The 17,161-nt window shown below is 59.1% G+C and carries 14 protein-coding genes; all 14 read right to left on the bottom strand.

Going from position 1 to position 17,161, the window contains the following annotated elements:
* Positions 1 to 77 precede the first annotated feature (77 nt).
* Entirely contained in the window at positions 78 to 896 is an 819-nt protein-coding gene (locus tag AO068_RS20750; protein ID WP_058409307.1) for an SDR family oxidoreductase, read from the bottom strand.
* Between the two features lie 17 nt (positions 897 to 913).
* Positions 914 to 1,378: a hypothetical protein gene (locus AO068_RS20745; RefSeq protein WP_054077852.1), complete on the bottom strand. Its 465-nt coding sequence runs from the start codon at positions 1,376 to 1,378 to the stop codon at positions 914 to 916.
* 126 nt (positions 1,379 to 1,504) lie between these two features.
* Entirely contained in the window at positions 1,505 to 1,864 is a 360-nt protein-coding gene (locus AO068_RS20740) for a hypothetical protein (protein ID WP_058409306.1), read from the bottom strand.
* 259 nt (positions 1,865 to 2,123) lie between these two features.
* Positions 2,124 to 3,575, bottom strand: coding sequence for a mannose-1-phosphate guanylyltransferase/mannose-6-phosphate isomerase (locus AO068_RS20735; protein ID WP_004663964.1), 1,452 nt, complete (start codon positions 3,573 to 3,575; stop codon positions 2,124 to 2,126).
* Between the two features lie 118 nt (positions 3,576 to 3,693).
* The gene (locus AO068_RS20730) at positions 3,694 to 4,362 is read right to left on the bottom strand and encodes an alginate O-acetyltransferase AlgF (RefSeq protein ID WP_002552248.1); all 669 of its coding nucleotides are present in this window, start codon (positions 4,360 to 4,362) and stop codon (positions 3,694 to 3,696) included.
* A gap of 12 nt (positions 4,363 to 4,374) precedes the next feature.
* Entirely contained in the window at positions 4,375 to 5,550 is a 1,176-nt protein-coding gene (locus tag AO068_RS20725; protein ID WP_003365413.1) for an alginate O-acetyltransferase, read from the bottom strand.
* 10 nt (positions 5,551 to 5,560) lie between these two features.
* Positions 5,561 to 7,117, bottom strand: coding sequence for an MBOAT family O-acyltransferase (locus AO068_RS20720; RefSeq protein WP_058400616.1), 1,557 nt, complete (start codon positions 7,115 to 7,117; stop codon positions 5,561 to 5,563).
* Between the two features lie 190 nt (positions 7,118 to 7,307).
* Positions 7,308 to 8,444 carry a mannuronate-specific alginate lyase gene (locus AO068_RS20715; RefSeq protein WP_005752927.1) on the bottom strand — a complete coding sequence of 379 codons (1,137 nt, stop codon included), beginning with the start codon at positions 8,442 to 8,444 and terminating at the stop codon, positions 7,308 to 7,310.
* Between the two features lie 8 nt (positions 8,445 to 8,452).
* Positions 8,453 to 9,892 (bottom strand): alginate O-acetyltransferase AlgX-related protein, encoded by a 1,440-nt coding sequence (locus AO068_RS20710; protein ID WP_058400617.1) that lies wholly within the window; start codon positions 9,890 to 9,892, stop codon positions 8,453 to 8,455.
* Between the two features lie 14 nt (positions 9,893 to 9,906).
* Positions 9,907 to 11,517, bottom strand: a complete 1,611-nt coding sequence (gene algG / locus AO068_RS20705; RefSeq protein ID WP_058409305.1) for a mannuronan 5-epimerase AlgG — start codon at positions 11,515 to 11,517, stop codon at positions 9,907 to 9,909.
* A 26-nt stretch (positions 11,518 to 11,543) separates the two neighbouring features.
* Positions 11,544 to 13,028 carry an alginate export family protein gene (locus AO068_RS20700; RefSeq protein ID WP_058409304.1) on the bottom strand — a complete coding sequence of 495 codons (1,485 nt, stop codon included), beginning with the start codon at positions 13,026 to 13,028 and terminating at the stop codon, positions 11,544 to 11,546.
* The gene (algK, locus tag AO068_RS20695; RefSeq protein ID WP_058400620.1) at positions 13,025 to 14,437 is read right to left on the bottom strand and encodes an alginate biosynthesis TPR repeat lipoprotein AlgK; all 1,413 of its coding nucleotides are present in this window, start codon (positions 14,435 to 14,437) and stop codon (positions 13,025 to 13,027) included. The genes AO068_RS20700 and algK overlap by 4 nt, the downstream gene beginning before the upstream one ends.
* A 2-nt stretch (positions 14,438 to 14,439) precedes the next feature.
* Positions 14,440 to 15,612, bottom strand: a complete 1,173-nt coding sequence (locus AO068_RS20690) for an alginate biosynthesis protein Alg44 (RefSeq protein WP_002552254.1) — start codon at positions 15,610 to 15,612, stop codon at positions 14,440 to 14,442.
* A 40-nt stretch (positions 15,613 to 15,652) separates the two neighbouring features.
* Positions 15,653 to 17,134 carry a mannuronan synthase gene (gene alg8 / locus AO068_RS20685; protein ID WP_002552255.1) on the bottom strand — a complete coding sequence of 494 codons (1,482 nt, stop codon included), beginning with the start codon at positions 17,132 to 17,134 and terminating at the stop codon, positions 15,653 to 15,655.
* Positions 17,135 to 17,161 lie beyond the last annotated feature (27 nt).

Below are 17,161 nucleotides of genomic sequence, written 5' to 3'. Positions count from 1 at the left end.
CCCCATGAGGTCGGATTGGTGTCCAACTTCTTGGGGGCAGTTCACCAGCGTGGGAATGCAGTTCGTGACGCTCTGCGTCACAAGTCGGTGTTCAATCCAAAGCGTTTTCTCAGGCCGATATCCAGTAGCCCTTTGGGCAGCAACCACGCCATCAGCGGCAGCAGGCGTGAGCCGTTGCCAAGACGCAGAAGGCGTGGCGGATGGGTGTGTTGCACGGCTTTGAGCAGGTCGCGGGCGAATTCTGTTGCGGGTGTAGGGTTGTCCAGTGAAGCCTTGGCGCGTGCGCGAATGCCTTCGCGGATTGGCCACCAGGGTGATTGCTCGCTGATCAACTGCTCGGCTTCGTGACTGGCGTTTTTTGCGAAGCTTGAAGCAATGGCGCCGGGCTGGACCTCCATCACCTGTACGCCAAATGGTGCCAACTCCAGACGCAGCGCATCGCTGAGGGCATGCACCGCGGCCTTGGAAGCGCAGTAAGCACCCGCAAAAGGGGTGACCAATACACCTGAAACGCTACCGATATTGACTACCAGGCCTTTGTTGCGACGCAGCGCCGCAAACAGCGCGCGGGTAACGCCGATGACGGAAAACACATTGGTTTCAAACTGCCGCTGCAAGGCATCCACGCCGCCGTCGAGCAGCGGCCCCATCGCGCCATAGCCAGCGTTATTGATCAACACATCCAGACCGCTGTGCTCCAGCCCGGCGGCCAGTTGCTCCAGCGCCAGTCCGTCGTTGACATCCAGCTGCACGGCAATGAAGCCCGCGGCACTGAGTGCAGCGACATCCTCGGCCTTGCGTGCAGTGGCCCAGACTTCATAGCCAGTGGCCTTGAACGCATCGGCCAGTGCACGACCGATTCCGCTGGAACAGCCTGTAATCAAAGCGATGGGCATGAGGGAGATCCTTGTGATCAGTCCGAGAAGCTGCCTTGCAGATGTTCTGCGCGAAATTCCAGGGTTTGCGGGCGATAGCCATTGCGCAGTGCAGGCAGCGGCACGCAATCCTGCCACGTACCTTTGGCCTGAAGTTCGCCGGGGCCGCGGTAGCGTGCAGAGGTGTAGGTGTTATCCGCCAGATTCACCGAGTCGCCTGGCGCGTAGGCTGCGATTCGCCAGCGCAGTTCCTGCAACGCGACCTGATTGGTATTGGTGATGCTGACCTGCAAGGGACGATCTGCCGGGCAGCCTTGCGGATCGTATCCGAGGCGGATTTCCAGGCGCTCAAGCTGGCGCGTTTCCTGGCTGTCCTGCCAGATCACCACAGCCGCCACGACCCCAAGCCCGACCGCCGCAGCCAACGAGACCGGCAAGGCCTTGGCGGGGTAGCGCAATAACAACACAAGCCAGGTCAGGATTAACAGGATGCCGATAAACATGCAGGTCTCCAGCAGGGGGCAGTGCCGGACATCCTACAGAAACCAGTGTGGTTGACCAATGACGGTACATGAGACAGGTCAAAGAAACTCCGATGCTCACCGAAGTCTCTTCGCGCCAGGCTGATATTACTCAATAACGCTGTAAACGGCAGATTCCGGGGTATCGGGCCAAGTGTCCATATCTGTCACCTGCACAGTGCCGGTAATCCTGGCCTTGTGGGTCGGTTTAAAGATCATGGATGGATCCGTGCCTGTATTCTCAAGCGTTATGATTGTTGGTTCACCTGATGTTATGGGCGATGAGCCTGATAACAGCGGACGGTTGCTGTTATCTGCATTGACCAGGTTCAGTATGACGAAGGTACAGCGTGGGTCTTTGAATGCGGGTAATTCCAGAACGATGCCTTTACTCAACGAGATTTCTTTTTTTGCTGACGCTCCTTGTACAACCGGGGTCGGGAGGGTGGGTGCAGATGGCGTAGCCATATCGGATAGCTCCTGTTTGAACGTGCAGCGTTGGCTGGCTGCGTTCAAACAATCCTAACCATGGTGGGCAGGTAGTACTACTGACAGAAATGACAGTGGCTAATAGCCGCGTATTTAAGGTTGCAGGGACTTGAGGTTTACAGAACTGTAAGTACCTGGCGGGTTATGAATGTGTATAAGCAAGCATACCTATGCAAATGAAAAAGCCCCCGGCAACAATGAGTCGCCGGAGGCTATGTAGCGTGCAGCTAAAACCCTATCAACGAGCGATAGTTTGCGTCTTCACACCCGCTTCAAGCGCGTTCGAACGACCGTAGATATCTTCGAAACGCTCGATGTCGTCTTCGCCCAGGTAGCTGCCCGATTGCACTTCGATGATTTCCAACGGGATCTTGCCTGGGTTGCGCAGGCGATGGACCGAGGCGATCGGGATGTAGGTGGACTGGTTTTCGGTGAGCAGGAACACGTTCTCGTCACAGGTCACCTGCGCAGTACCGGATACCACGATCCAGTGTTCGGCGCGGTGGTGGTGCATCTGCAGCGACAGGCAGGCACCCGGCTTGACGGAGATACGCTTGACCTGGAAGCGACCGCCCATGTCCACCGAATCGTAGGAGCCCCACGGACGGTACACTTCGAGGTGGTTCTGGGTCTCGGTGCGGCCCTGTTCGTTGAGGGTGGCGACCATCTGCTTGACGCCCTGGACCTTGTCCTTGTGGGCAATCATCATCGCGTCCTTGGTTTCGACGACCACGATGTTGTCCAGACCGATCACCGACACCAGTTTGCCGTTGCCGTGGATCATGCAGTTGCGGCTGTCCTGGATGACGACGTCGCCCTTGGTGACGTTGCCGTTGGCGTCCTTGGCGTTGACTTCCCACAGCGACGACCAGCAGCCGACATCGCTCCAGCCGGCCGACAGCGGTACGACGCAGGCGCGCTGGGTTTTTTCCATGACCGCGTAGTCGATGGAATTGTCCGGGCAGCAGGCGAAGGTGGAAGCGTCGATTTCCAGCGCATCGCCGTCCTGCACGCTGCGCTCAAGGGTCAGCAGGCAGGTGTCGTAGATGTCCGGATCGTGCTTTTTCAGCTCTTCCAGGAAGCGGCTGGCGCGGAACAGGAACATGCCGCTGTTCCAGTAGTAACCACCGGCTTCGACGAATTCCCTGGCGCGTTTTTCGTCAGGCTTTTCGACGAACTGCGACACGCGGCTGACGCCTTCTGGCAGCAGGGCATCGGCGGTGGACTTGATGTAGCCGTAGCCGGTTTCAGGCTTGTTGGCCGGTACGCCGAACAGCACCATTTCGCCACGTTCTGCGGCTACGGTTGCCAGAGCCAGTGCGCGTTGCAGGGCTTTTTGGTCTTCGATGACGTGGTCGGCTGGCAGTACCAGCATCAGGCCGTCGTTGCCTTCGTTGACCAGCTTCATGGCGGTCAGGGCAACGGCTGGCGCGGTGTTGCGGCCGAACGGTTCCATGAGGATCGCCTGGGTTTCCAGGTTCAGTGCAGCCAGTTGCTCGTTGACGATGAAACGGTGGTCCTTGTTGCAGACCACGATAGGCTCCTGCATGCCCTCGAACACCAGACGCTCCAGGGTTTGCTGGAACAGGGTGTGCTCGCCGGTCAACGCCAGGAACTGTTTAGGGAATTGTTTACGCGAAAGCGGCCAGAGTCGTGAACCACTACCGCCTGACAAGATAACTGGAATCATTTTGTTTCTCCAAAAGCATTCAATTAGGGCCGTACGAGGTGTCTGTCGTTTCTGTCTTGTTCTTGTTCCGCGCGGGTCGGTTCAACGCTGATGCCCTGAACCGACCTGCATAATCCGTTTAGCGGGTTGCGACCGGTGGCTTGACCCACACTGGCGAGAGGCTGCTGCCACTGCCGGTGATGTAGAGCACAGCGGCTTCGCCACGCTCCAGTGCCACTGGTTTCACATCGGTGACTTTCTTGTCGCCGTCGTACAGCGCCAGGCTGACTTTGACCGGATTGATCTCACGCTCGCCGGTGCCTTTGGCCGCTACGGCGTTGACCACTTCGGTCTTGCCGTCGGCGGTTTTCAGAGTCAGGGACTTGTCGCTGAGGTTCTGAACGCGAACCAGGGATTTCTGCTTGTTCTTGAACGGCGGCTCTTCAACCAGCTGCGGTTTGCCGCTGGCGTTGTTGACGATGGTGTAGTAGTGATCACCCGCCAGTTTCACCGGCAGGCTCTGGCTGCCCAGCTTGGCGGTGTAGTCGCCCTGTGGCATGAAGCTGAACGCAGTGCTGCCCAGTGGCGCGACTTCGTTGAGGTTGGTGTTGCCAACGGTGGCGCTGATTTCGGCGTTGCTGGCGTTGTAGACACGCACGAAGGTCGAGCCTTTTGGTGCGGTCGGGCCGTACAGGGCGGAGTCACCGGCGAAAGCCTGCAGGGACATCAGGCCCAGACCTGCGGCCATTGCGCAGGTTTTGAAAATGCGTTTTGCGGCCGAACGGTTGGCAGTAGTGTTAAAAGTCATGAGTCAGTCCTCTCAGTTTTGCGCCCGGTTGGGCGACTCGGATTGTTTGGCGTTGAGCGCCACGTTTTCTTGGGTGTCACGCGATTTCTTCAGCTCGGCGATCCACTTCGGATCGAACTCGCCAAGATCGTTGTGTGCCGGCAGGTAGCGCTCCGGGAATTCCCAGATCACCACTTGCGGCGGGGTGTTCTTGAAAGCATCGGTCTGCAGGTACTTGAGCATCGGCAGAATTGGGCCATGGCCGTCTTCGGCGTAGTTGACGACATCGCTGCGCAGCGCTTCTTTCAAGGCACCGACGAAGTTCCAGTTAGGGTTGGCGCTGTAGCTGGTGCCCACCAGACCCACCGGGATGTCGCTGTCTGCGAACAGTGCGTCACCGCCTGCCGCTTCGCCTGCTACCGGATCGGTACTGCGTTTCTGCAACTCGTCCGGCTTGGGCAGCATGTTGCTGAACAGCGGATCGAGCGGCAGGAATGTAGTCAGGTCACCTTTGTAGGCTTCGGTTCCCTTGGCTTGTGTGACGAACTGCTCAGGTTCACCTTCCAGTGGTGTTTTCTGGGCAATCGCGGCGCTCAGTTGCTGCGCGGCGACTTCGGCACCCATTGGCGTCCAGTGGGTGTCGGTGCGCAGGAAAACCTGGCCCTGTTGCTTGGCAGCTTGCAGCGGTGCCAACAGGTCCGGGGCAAAGATCCCGGCCTTGGCGACCTGAGCGTGGAACTGCTGATACAGGTCGGTGTGCAGGCTGGCAGGCTTGTTGTCACCGATGTGTTCCGGGTACAGACGGGTCTTCGCCGGAACGATCGCCAGGACCAGTTTGGTGCCCTGTTTTTCCAGCGCGTCACGCACACCCTGAATGATCGCCAGGTTGTCGGCTTCGTTCTGCTCGCCGTTGGCAACCGCATCGAACTCTTCGTCGGTGTACAACCACTGGTCCTTGCCGAGCACTACGCCCGGACGACCTTCGTTGAACAGTTTGAAATCCAGCGCCGCCCAGAGGTTGGTGCCCAGGCGCTTGATCGGGAACTCATCGTCGTAATGAGTTTCCGCCGCCTTGGTCCATTTGCCGTTGAGCACAGTGGTCTCGGCCGACGTCGAGAAGGTGCTGAAGCTGCGCAGCGACCAGACGCCCAGGACCAGCAGAATGGCCAGGAAGATGGCGATATAGAGGATTCGTAATGAACGGGTCATGTCAGGCTCCTCAGAACTGGAAGTAAAGGAACGGCGAGAAGCTTTGCGCCGAGAGTTTGAGAATCGAAGCCACGAACAGCAGCAGGATCAGTGCACGCATGGCGTAACGTGGCCAGTCGGCAACCCAGTACGCGGGCTGCACCTGGGCTTCGCTGCCCACGGTGTAGCCTGGCAGGTGCAGACTGCCGGGAGCATCGCCGGGAACGGCCTTGATGGTGCCCGGTTGGGCGGTCGCAGGACCGTCAGCCTTGGCGCTCTTGCCGGTGTCTTTTTCGCGGTTCTGGTAGAAGTCGCGCAGACCGAAGAACGCCAGCGTCAGATACGCCACCACCAGTGTTGCCACTTGCAGACCGGTCAGGCTGGCGCGGTTGAGTTCCGACAGCTGCCACTCGCCGAAGCTGAACATGGCGCTGTACATACGACCGGCGACATGCAGGTTTTCAGCGCGGAAGATGACCCAGCCTATGACCACCAGCAGGAAGGTCAGTGCCCAGCGGATCGGGTTGAAACTGTAGGGTTTGGTGTTGATACCGACCGCTTTTTCGATCGCCAGCCACATGCCGTGCCAGGCACCCCAGATGATGTAGGTGACGTTGGCACCGTGCCACAGACCGCCGAGCAGCATGGTCAGGAACAGGTTGCGGTAGGTCGCGACCTTGCCGCCACGGTTGCCGCCCAGCGTGATGTACAGGTAATCACGCAGCCAGGTGGACAGGCTGATGTGCCAGCGACGCCAGAACTCGGTGATCGACTGGCTGATGTAGGGCTGTTTGAAGTTTTCCATGAAGCGGAAACCCATCATCAGACCCAGACCGATGGCCATGTCGCTATAACCGGAGAAGTCGAAGTACAGCTGCGCGGTGTAGGCCAGCGCACCCAGCCAGGCGTCGCCGGTGGTCGGGTTTTGCAAGGCGAAGCAGTGGTCGGCGACCACCGCCAGGGTGTCGGCGATGAACACTTTCTTGATGAAGCCCTGCATGAAGCGCGTGGCACCCTCAGAGAACTTGTCCAGCGTGTGTGTACGGTTGTTGAACTGGTCGGCCAGATCGCGGAAACGCAGCACGGGGCCGGCGATCAGGTGCGGGAAGATCGCGACGAATGCAGCGAAGTCGATCAGGTTGCGCGTGGCCGGGGTGTCACCGCGGTAAACGTCGATGATGTAGCTGATGGACTCGAAGACATAGAACGAGATACCGATCGGCAACAGCACGTGGGTCAGGATGAACGGTTCCAGACCCATCGAGGTCATGGCTGCGTTGATGCTGTCCACACCGAAGTTGGCGTATTTGAAGTAGCCCAGAATACACAGGTCCACGATTACGCCGAGCAGCAGCCAGCGCTGTGCCGGTTTGGTCCGCACACCTGCTGCGCCTACCTTGAGACCGATCCAGTAGTTCCAGACGGTCACGCCGATGAACAACGCCAGAAAGTCCACACGCCACCAGGCGTAGAAGATATAGCTGGCAATCAGCAACAGCAGATTGCGATAGCGTTGCCCGCTCAAGTAGTACAAGCCGAGGAAGATCGGCATGAACAGGAACAGGAACACGTTGGATGAGAAAACCATCCTTATCTCTCCGTTTGTCCAACATTCAAGGGCTCAAAGCCCCCCCAAACCCCCCGTTGAAATTGGGGGGTAAAACACGTCGCGTTACGGCTTGTCGGTGAAGCAGCTCAGGCGAGGTCCGGTCTCACGGATTCAGCGCCTGGGCGTGCCTCTTCGCGAGCAAGCTCGCTCCCACAAAGAACTCTGTGAATCACGAACCGTCGTTGTCGCCCTTGTCGCCTTTCTCGTGCGTCGGGTCGTAGACCTTGGTCAGGTCACCGCCCAGACGGAATGTCTTGAATGGCTGCTTTTCGTGTTTCTCTTCAAGCACATCCGGGCTGCAGGTGTAGAGCGAGCAGTACGGTTCGAGCCAGGCGAATTTCGGATCTTTCTTCAGGTCCGTCATGTCCTGTTTCTCGCCGTTGTGTTCAGCGAAAATCGAAGGATCCTTGACGCCGGCCAGCACCCGGTCGCCCAGACGCTTCAAGGCGCCATTGTTTTCCGGACGCAGGTCCACGCCATTGGCCTGGGCGAAGCTGGCAATCATCGCGAGCGGCGGCAGTGCATAGTTGTGATACGACAGTGCCCGCTGACGGCGCTTCATCTCGTTGGGCAGGAAACCGTCCTTGTCCACTTGATTGGCAGCGACCTTGTATTCCTTCACGGCCCAGTCGAACAGGTCCTGACGATTGGTGGCGACAGCGGTTGCCATCACCGACCAGGCAGCCCAGTACGAGTGGTTGTTGATTTTTTCCAGCGGCAGATTGCTCCAGTCGCTGACCACCTGGTCGGCCAGCTTGCTGAACCATGCTTCGATGATCTTCGCGTCCTGCTGACGATTGGCCAGCGGGTGCGACTCGGAGAACTTAAGACGCAGGTAGGCGGAGGACATGCTGCCCAGTGCCCATTTGCGCATGGACTTGCCGGTGTGGTTGAACTCGCGAGATTCCAGCGCATCGGCCTTGGCCCAAGTGGTCATCATGTTCAACGCGCAATCGAGCTGTTCCGGACGACCGTCGCGCATGTACTGCATCACGACTTTGCTGACGCCGCGCTCAAGGTCAGTGATGTCCTTGGTCGCATCGCGAAATGCTTCTTCCGACACGGCGTTGAGGGTCGCACGTGCCTTGTCCGAACCTTCGTACTTGCTGCGGAAAACCAGCTTGTCGGTGTACGGCTTTGGAATGGCTTCACAGCTGAAATTGTGATCGCCAGTCTTCATTTTTTCGATCGGGGCATCATAGCCCTTGGGTGGAACCAGTGCGGCGGACGCACCCGTAGCCCAGGCCATCGATGACAGAATTGCCATCGACAGCAGGGTAGGGCGTATCAGTTTAGGAGTCTGCATAAGTCACCTCATAGTCCGGCTTGAGCGGTGTGTGTCGCAGCGCTCGGGAACACGTTGCGTTTGCATACTTTGGCTTCGACTTTCTGTGGTGCCGTGCCTGCTTCCGGTCCCTGGATTTCCAGCGCCAGCAATTGCTGGTTAGCCCAGTCCTCGTCTTCGCGCAGTTCGAACGCGAAGCGTCCGTCGGTATCGGACGTTTCCGGTTTTTCGATTTTCAGATCCTCGTGACGCCCGTTCATGTACCAGAGCCTGGCTTGAAGGACTTTCACCGAGGTGTCATCAAACTTGATGTCGATCTGATTACTGCCGTTACGAATGTCCTTGATGCCATTCTTGCCGTTGACCAACACTTCGTTGGTACCCGGCTTGAGGGTGGTGCTGGCGCTCATGACCGCAGGCTTGCCTTCGCAACCGTTGTCCAGCAGCGCCATCATCTGGCGATAGATGGTTTCCTGATCCAGGCGATACAGCGGCGAGAATTCCCAGATGAGAATTTTCGGCGGACGCTTCTGGAAGTCTTCACTGCCCAGGTACTGCAGCATCGAACCTTCCAGACCACCACCAGGGAACGCTACGTTCAACACGTCGGCGCCCATGTATTCCTGCAGGAAGCCAGCGAAGTTGTAGTTCTTGCCGCTGTGACTGGTGCCGACCAGCGTGATCTCCGGGTTGCCGGAATCGCCGAACAGGTCACCGTCGCCCGCCTCACCCTTGGGTTCGGTGGTGAATTGATCCATGTACTGGATCGCGTAGCTGGTGCCGCACAATTGACCCGCCATATTGTGCAAAGTGCCCGTTTTGCCCATGCGACCGGAAATATGGCTTTCGAACTCACGCTTGGGGATATCGCCGTAGGCCGGAATCTTTTTCACGGTTTCGGCGACGATTTTCGCCGTGCGTTGTGCGCCGTAAGGCGTCCAGTGCTGGTCACCGCGGAAGTAGAAGTCATGCGCCTGCTGCTCGTTGGTCAACGGCGACAGGTCCGGGACCCAGTAACCCATCTTGCTGAAGCGGCCGAGCATGGCCTGATAGTTTTTCAGCGCCTTGTCATAGTCGAACTTGTCGCGTTCGGCCGGAAACAGCTTGTTGCGATCTACCAGACCACGGGTCGGTTGATAGACCACGACCAGTTCGACACCCTTGCTCTTGAACGCATCGTGCAGTTCTTTCATGCGGCGGTAGCCGGCAGGCGTGGTGTCGAACTCGGTGCGCAGGTCTTCCTGAGTCCGGAACAGCCAGTCACCCTGCGCCTGGACCAGTGTGGTGAAGTTCTGCTGATAGCGCGTGGTGTAGTTTTTCGCATCATGCGCGGCCGGGCACAGCGAGCAGCAAGGCTCGGCCTTGAACGTCGGCGCTTGCGAGTCGTCTGCCCGAGCGACACCAGCGGCGGCCATCAAGGCGGCGGTGAGGCTGGACAGGCTCAACAGCTTGATCAGATGTGCGTGCATAACAATACCCTTCCTCATTCCCGCAGCTCGGTCTGGCTTTCGACGGGGTCGATCAATACGGCTTTCTTCTGGCGTACCAGCAGGTCGAGGATTTCGTCCTGGCGCTCACCGAGGACGCCGTTGAGGCTGATGCCGACTTCTTTGGTAGGCATCAGCATCGAGACGCGATACAGCTCGACACTCAGTGGCGAGTCGATGGACAGCGGGCCGGAACCATTGCTGGATAGTTCGCCGCCAACCATGATCAGCGAGACCTGAGCGTCGAACGGATCGAGCTCAATGTCGCGGTCGGTGTCGCTCAAGTCCTTGATGTGGCCATAAACGCCCATCAGGCCGTTGCCCATGGCGACGTTCTCGTACAGCTTGATGTTCACGCTGTTACGCACGCGGATACCGTGGCGGCGGTTGGCGATCACGCGATTGCCCCACAGCAGGTTGTTGCCGCTTTCGTACAGGGTGATGCCGTCAGTGTGGTTCTGATAGATCTCGTTGTAGGCGACGATGTTGCCGACGCTGTTACGGTCCAGAACCACGCCGGACAATTTGTTGTTGTGGCTCTTGTTGCGGAAGATGAAGCTGTTGTCGACTTCCCGGGAAATGATGATCCCGTGCTTCTTCTTGGTCCCGTAAACGTCGTTTTCGGCGATGATCAGACCGTGCGAACGGTCGTGCGGGTCAATGCCGTAAATGATGTTGTCGCGGTAGGTGTTGCCTTTGACCACGAAGTCGCGGGTTTCATAGCAGTAGAAGCCGTACCACATGTCCGAGAACTCTGAATCGATGATCCAGCCGGTCGGTTCGGCACGCTTGAGAATCTTCGCGGTATTGGGCGTGTACTGGGAAATACTGATGCCGTAGGACTTGCTCTGGTCATAACCCATGCTCGCCATTTTGGTGTTGGCGATCCAGGTTTCCGAGCCACCCCAGGTCAACAGGAACGGACGAAACTCGTCAGGCTTGCGATAGGTCGCCAGGCTGTTGCGGGTTTCACTCCAGGCATTGACCTGAGTGTGGGTGATCAGCATCTTGCCTTCGCTGACGATGAACGAACCTTTTTCCTGAGACAGACGCAATTCCTTGGTCTTGCTGTCGATCTCGAAGATCCCGGTCTCCTTGACCAGGATCGGCAGGCGCGCCACATAGACACCCGGCGACACTTCGTTGAGGAACTGCTTGGGCACCTTTTTGGCCAGGTCCTGCAGGTTCACGTAGCCGTCGGAAATCATGATGGCCTGCGGGATGCCGCGCTGACGGTTGACCCATTCGGCCATCTTGTTATCGCCGCCGATGAATTCCTTCAGGCCGGTTTCTTCCATCATCCGCGAAACAGTGACCTTGCCCGGTTTGTTGCGCACGATCTTTTTCAGGGCGGCTTCGGCGGTGTAGCCCTTGAGGTCGGGCAACACCGGCTTGGCCATTTCCAACGGCTCGGTCGGCGGGCTGGTGATGGTGTAGGTCTTGGCCTGGTGCAACTCCTTGACCACCGCCTTCTGTGTGTCGGGTACGACAGGCGCGTTGGCCAGCGCCACACCGCTGGCCAGCAGCAGGGCGCTGGTCAGCAGTGCGCTTTCGAGCAGGGTGTGCGGCCAGTGTCGGCTACGCCCGTTGCTTGTATGACTGTTCATCTCTGGCACTCCTTTGGCGGTTCGCATCAGAAGCGCCAGATGACGTCGACAACAGCGCGGTGCATGTAGCTGTCCACGTTGTTCTGATACGCGTCGCCTGGCTTGAAGACACCTGCGCGCAGGCGCACCAGTGCCGAAGGTTCATCGAACGACTGGCTCAGCGAAGCCGGCAGCAGGCCTTGCTTGAAGTACTTGGTCACGACCAGGTCCATTTCCTGACCCAGGTCCTTGCTGCCGTCTTCCAGCGGCAGCGAGCTGAACGTACCGTTCTGGTTGTCGTTCACCGCGTTGATGCCCGAGCCACCGATACCGGTGTTGCCGTCCACGCGACGGAACTTGTGGTAGATCAGCGACGCGTCGTATTCCTCGTTCATCTGCCAGGAGGCGAACAGCGAGCCGGTTTCCACGTTGGCCATTTCGCCCTGGAAGGCTTCACCGAAACGATGGATGCGCGAACGCGTACCGGTCCAGTTGGAGCGGTTACTTTCCAGACCGTTCTGGACGTAGTCCTTGCTGGCGCGCGAGTAGGCGGCGCCGACTTGCCATTGCGGGTCCAGACGCAGGCGCAGGCCCAGGTCGGTGGCCCAGCCATTCATGTCACGGCTATTCTTTTCGCCGGCGATGAACTGGTCGTTGGGAGCGGAGGTCACGCCGATCTCGTCGCGCGTTCCGTTCAGCCAGGTCAGGCTGCCCCAGTAGTTGAGCTGATTGGTGTTGCTGCGATAGTTGTAGGCATCGCTGTCAGCCTGCAGGCCGACCCAGGTCAGATCGCCATTGGAGGTCTTGTCCAGATCATCCAGCACCTGGCCCTGCGACTTGAGCTTGCCGTCGTCGGCACTGTGGTGAGCACGGATACCGGCCCAATGGCCTGGTGTCCACTGGTAGCTCACCGAGCCGAACAGGTGCTTGCGATCTTCGTCGTCAGGTGCCAGTTCGGTCAGGTCGGTGCGGTATTCGCTGAAACGCTGGGCAGCACCCAGTTCAGCGCGCAGCAGCGTGGTATCGAACGACCAGTTGATGGCCTCGATATTGGTGTCGTGCCATTGACCGTCGTCGTTACGCAGACGCTGACGACCGACTTTCAGGATCTCGCCAGGGTAGGGCGTGAAACCGCTGTAGCCGATCCAGAACTCACGCAGTGCGGCGTAGGTCTTGTCGGTTTCGCGCTCGCTGGCCGTGCCACGCGAAGTCTGGGTGCCGCTGCCGTCGCTGTTGCTCTGCTCCAGCGGGTCGGTCTGAATGATGTCGGTGGCGGTGACCACCTGGCCCATCGCGTAACCGCTCCAGTCGCCGCGCTCGCCATAGACCCAAGGGCGCAGGTCCAGGCCCACACCGTTGACGTCGCCGCCCGAACGGGTGCCCAGATCGCGATCATCCTCGGCCTGCGCCGTGGCTTTGATTTCGATACCGAAATTTTGCGGTTGTTCGGTCAGCGCTGCCAGTGTCGGGCAGGCCCACAACAGGGTGAAGCCAAGGCCCATGCCGGCGGCCATCAGGGGATTCAACTTCATAATGCTTCCTCACCGTCTTTTTCTTCTTGCAGGGCCTGCAATGCCATCGCGTTCTGAGTAGCGGTAGCGCCCCGGACTTTTTGCTCGCGTGCCAACAGGTCTTTGGCGGTGGCGAGCTTTTCAGGCGGCAGTTGTGTATTGAGGGCCTCGGCAAGCTCGGTCGCTTGCGGGGTCTGACTGGCCAGCGCCAGTTGTGCGAACACCCAGGCGTTGACCGGGTCGGGCATCGTGCCCTTGCCCTGCGAGAACAGTTGCGCGAGTGCGAAGTCGGCGCTGTTCTGGCCACCACGGGCGGCGGTCAGCAACTCGTCCACGGCTTTTTGCGAGTACACCTGACCGAGGTAGCCACGGCGGTAGATCTGACCCAGGTAGTAATGGGCGGAAATTTCCGTTGCTGTGGCTTTCTTCAGGTGCTCCTCGGCCTTGAAGGCATCGGGCGTGACCCATTTGCCTTCGTAGTACAGGCGTCCAAGCAGCAGCTCGGCGCGAGGCTGATCCGCCGCGCGGCCGTTGTTCAGGTATTCCATCATCTTGTTGACGTCGCCCAGTTCGGGGAAGTCGTAAAGCAGTTTGGCCAGCGTGACCCACGAGACCGGGTAGCCCGGCGCAACGCTTTCCAGCAATTGCTGAGCGGTTTTTTCGTCTGGCGTACCGATGGTGGAGTCACCCAGTACGCGCGCGACGCTGTCCACTCGTTGAGCATTGACGCGGCCAGCGGCGTAGTCGCTCTTGAGCTTTTCGATCAAGGCCGTGCGCTGCTCGGCCTGGCCGCGTGTCTGGTAGACAGTAGCCAGCTCGACGTAGCAGATATCCGTGGCTGACAGTGCCTGTTTGCAGATGCTCTCGACCTCATCGAGGTGTTGAGCATAAGTGCCTTGCGTGCGATACAGCAGCACCTGAGCCAGACCTGCCTCCGGATAACCGGCAGCGCGCCACTCACTGATCTTCTGCTGCGCATTCACTTCAGGGAAGGTGTGCGGGTATTGCAGATACAGCATCGCCAGCGGGATCAGGGTGCCGGATTCGCCATTGGCGAAGGCCTTTTTCAGCAGGCCTTCGGCTTCGCGATGTTCGGCTTCGGTAGCGTCGGGCTTGGCCGCCAGCAGACGGCCCAGGCGCGACTGCGCCCGAGGGGAGGTCTGCGCGGCAGCGCGGTAGGTAGCCTCGGCCTGCTTGAGCTGAGCCGGGTCGCGAGTCGCGACCTGAATATCAGCAAGGCCGACTTGCGCGTCGCTGTAGCCCAGGTCCGCCAGTTGCCGATAGTTCTGCTCCGCCAATGCAGTGTCGCCGTTTTTCAGGGCTTCATTGGCAAGGCGTTGATCAGGCAGGCCGGCACAGCCGCTCAGGCCGAGCGCGACGGCGAGGCTCAGTAGCGTGGGGGTCGACAGGCGTCGTAGTGGGCTGTTCATGGTTACAGACCCGCAGCCATTGCTTTATCGATCAGCCAGTTCACGGACGGGCCGCGATCGCTGACCACTTCGACAGGGCGACCGGCAAGCGAGCTGCTCAGGCTTTCGTCAGGCTTGATCTGCACGCGGATGTCAGTGGACAGGTCGGCGTCGCTGAGGTTGGTGCTGCTGACGATCTGACCGGTGCGCAGTTTGTCTTCGCCAGCGATCTGGAAGCTGACACGTGTGCCTGGCTTGACGTCGTTGAACTGGCGATAGGTGAAGCGAGCTTCAACAGTGGCCGGCGCATTGCGTGGCACCAGTTGGAAGATCACCTGACCCTTGGACGCGAACTGACCGTCGGCAACCAGTTGGCGAGCCACGACGCAATCGCACGGGCTAGTCATTGTGCCGCTCATCTGCTTGCCATACAGCTCTTCGATCTTGGCGGGCTGCAGGTCTTCACCGGTCAGGCTGCCTTTGAGCATTTCCAGCATGCTGGTGTTGAAGGTTGCCAGTGGCGCGCCTTTGGCGGCTTCGCCATTCTGGGCGACCAGGCTTTGTACGGTACCTTCACGTGGCATGGTCACGTCCATGCTTGGAATGGTGACCAGACCGGCCGATGCATGGCTGACGAAGTACAGGCCGTAGATTGTCTTGAAGATGAAGCCGAAAGCGGCCAGACCGACAATGAACACGCCCAGGCTGAAGGTCACGGCGCGCAGGCGACCCATGGCGCTCATGCCGCTGTCCTTGCCCTTGACCTTGCGTGCCTTGGTGAAGTTGTCGCGCTGCAGCGTGGCCAGCACTTCGCCCAGGGTGACGACTTCGCCGGACAGGTGCGAGGTGATCAGGTGGCGCAGGGTAGCGATGTCCTGAGGTTCCAGATTCTGGAACTGGCAACCGATGCGGTTGCTGGCGTTGTCGATCGAGCGCACCTGCAGATCGACGTCCATGGCCAGGCCAAGGTTGTCGATGATGAACTGCAGGCGTCCCTTGACGATCTGCCCTTCGCTGAATTTCTGCCCGGACGGAGCAACGAAGCTCAGGCCACCGGCCGACAGGTCTTCGATACGTACCAGTGGCGCGTTGGGCTGATCATTCAGCAGGCGCAGCTTGGCAGGGATCTTGATCCGCGCGTGTTGGCGCTGGGCTTCGGATTCATGTACGACGTTCGCATTCACGGCTGTATTCATGGCTAATTTTCCTACTTAAGCGATTAATCCGTTGGCCCGGTCAAACCATCGTCAACAGCACAGCGACGAAGATGGTGCCAGCCGAGAAAGTCATGGTTCGGGACGACCACGTGTTGAACCAGCCCTGAAAGCTGGCCATGTCGCGGCTTAGTTTGGTGTCCTGGCGAGTCCAGGACTGGCGGTCCAGGCGGAAGAAGACATAGATCTTCATCAGCGCGCCGACGATCTGGTTGTAATAGAGAATGATCGGGTAGGCAGGCCCGATTCTGTGCCCCGAGAGGGACAGCAGCAGGGTGAGGATCAGACGGGTCATGCCGATCCACAGCAGATACATCAACAGGAACGCGCCGCCATACTTGAAGCTGGCGATCAGGGCGACGGTCAGACCGAGGATGGAGGTCCACATCGACACCCGCTGGTCGAACAGTACGATGCTGGTGAAAATCCCCAGGCGACGTACGCCCAGACCCAGTGCACGCGAGTTCTGACGAAGGTTGTTGCCGTACCAGCGATACATCAGCTTGCGGCTGGCCTTCAGGAAGCTCTTTTCGGGCGGGTGTTCTACGGTGTTGATCGCTGCGTCCGGCACGTAGAACGTGTCGTACCCCAGGCGCATCAGGCTGAACCAGCTGGACTTGTCGTCGCCGGTCAGGAAGCGGAAGGTGCCCAGACGCCAGTGATTGAGCGAGTCGCTTTCCACGTCGGCAATGAACTCGGGGTCGGTTACCACGGTTGCGCGGAACACCGACATGCGACCGGTCATGGTCAATACGCGTTTGGACAGGGCCATCGAGCACATGTTGATGTGACGCTGAGCGAAACGCAGCTTGTGCCACTCGCTCATGATGTAGCCGCCACGTACTTCGCAGAACTCGTTGGTGGTCAGGCCGCCGACATTGTCGAACAGCTGGAACCACGGCACGGTCTTGGCGACCACACCTTCGTTGAGCACGGTGTCGCCGTCGATCACTGCAACCACGGCACGGCTGTCAGGCAAGTGACGCGAGATGGCGCGGAAGCCATAGGCCAGACCATCGCGCTTGCCGGTGCCCGGAATGCGTACGAAGTCCAGCTTGACGCGCTCCGGCGGGTTGAACTTCGCCCACATGCTCTTGACCAGCAGCTCATCGGACATTTCCACCAGCGAGCAGACGATAGTCGTCGGCAGACCACAGTCGATGGCTTCGCGGATAACCGAGTTGTAGACCTGTGCGGTGGTCAGCGCGTCGATGCGGAAGCTGGTGACCATCAGAAACACATGGGACGGATCTGCTGCACTGCCCAGCTTGCGAACCTTGCGGCGCAAGTGCGGGTAGACGATGTACAGGAAAATCATCCCGCGTACGAAGTGCGTGATTCCCATCGAGTAGCGCCAGATACCAACGGCGCCAATCAGGAATATAAAGTTCTTCGACTGTGAGTCGAAGATACTGGTAGGCAATGCCGCGGCAAGGCCCATAAGTAAACTTAAATAGAACAGCCAACCTGCGGCCTGTAACAGGCCGTGCTTGAGCCTCTGCATAATCGTATCCCTAAGTCAGTTGCGAGC

The organism is Pseudomonas sp. ICMP 3272, from assembly GCF_001466905.1.
GTDB classification, from domain to species: domain Bacteria; phylum Pseudomonadota; class Gammaproteobacteria; order Pseudomonadales; family Pseudomonadaceae; genus Aquipseudomonas; species Aquipseudomonas amygdali.
Note: the sequence above shows the minus strand (reverse complement) of the source record. Positions and strands in the feature narration are given on the sequence as shown.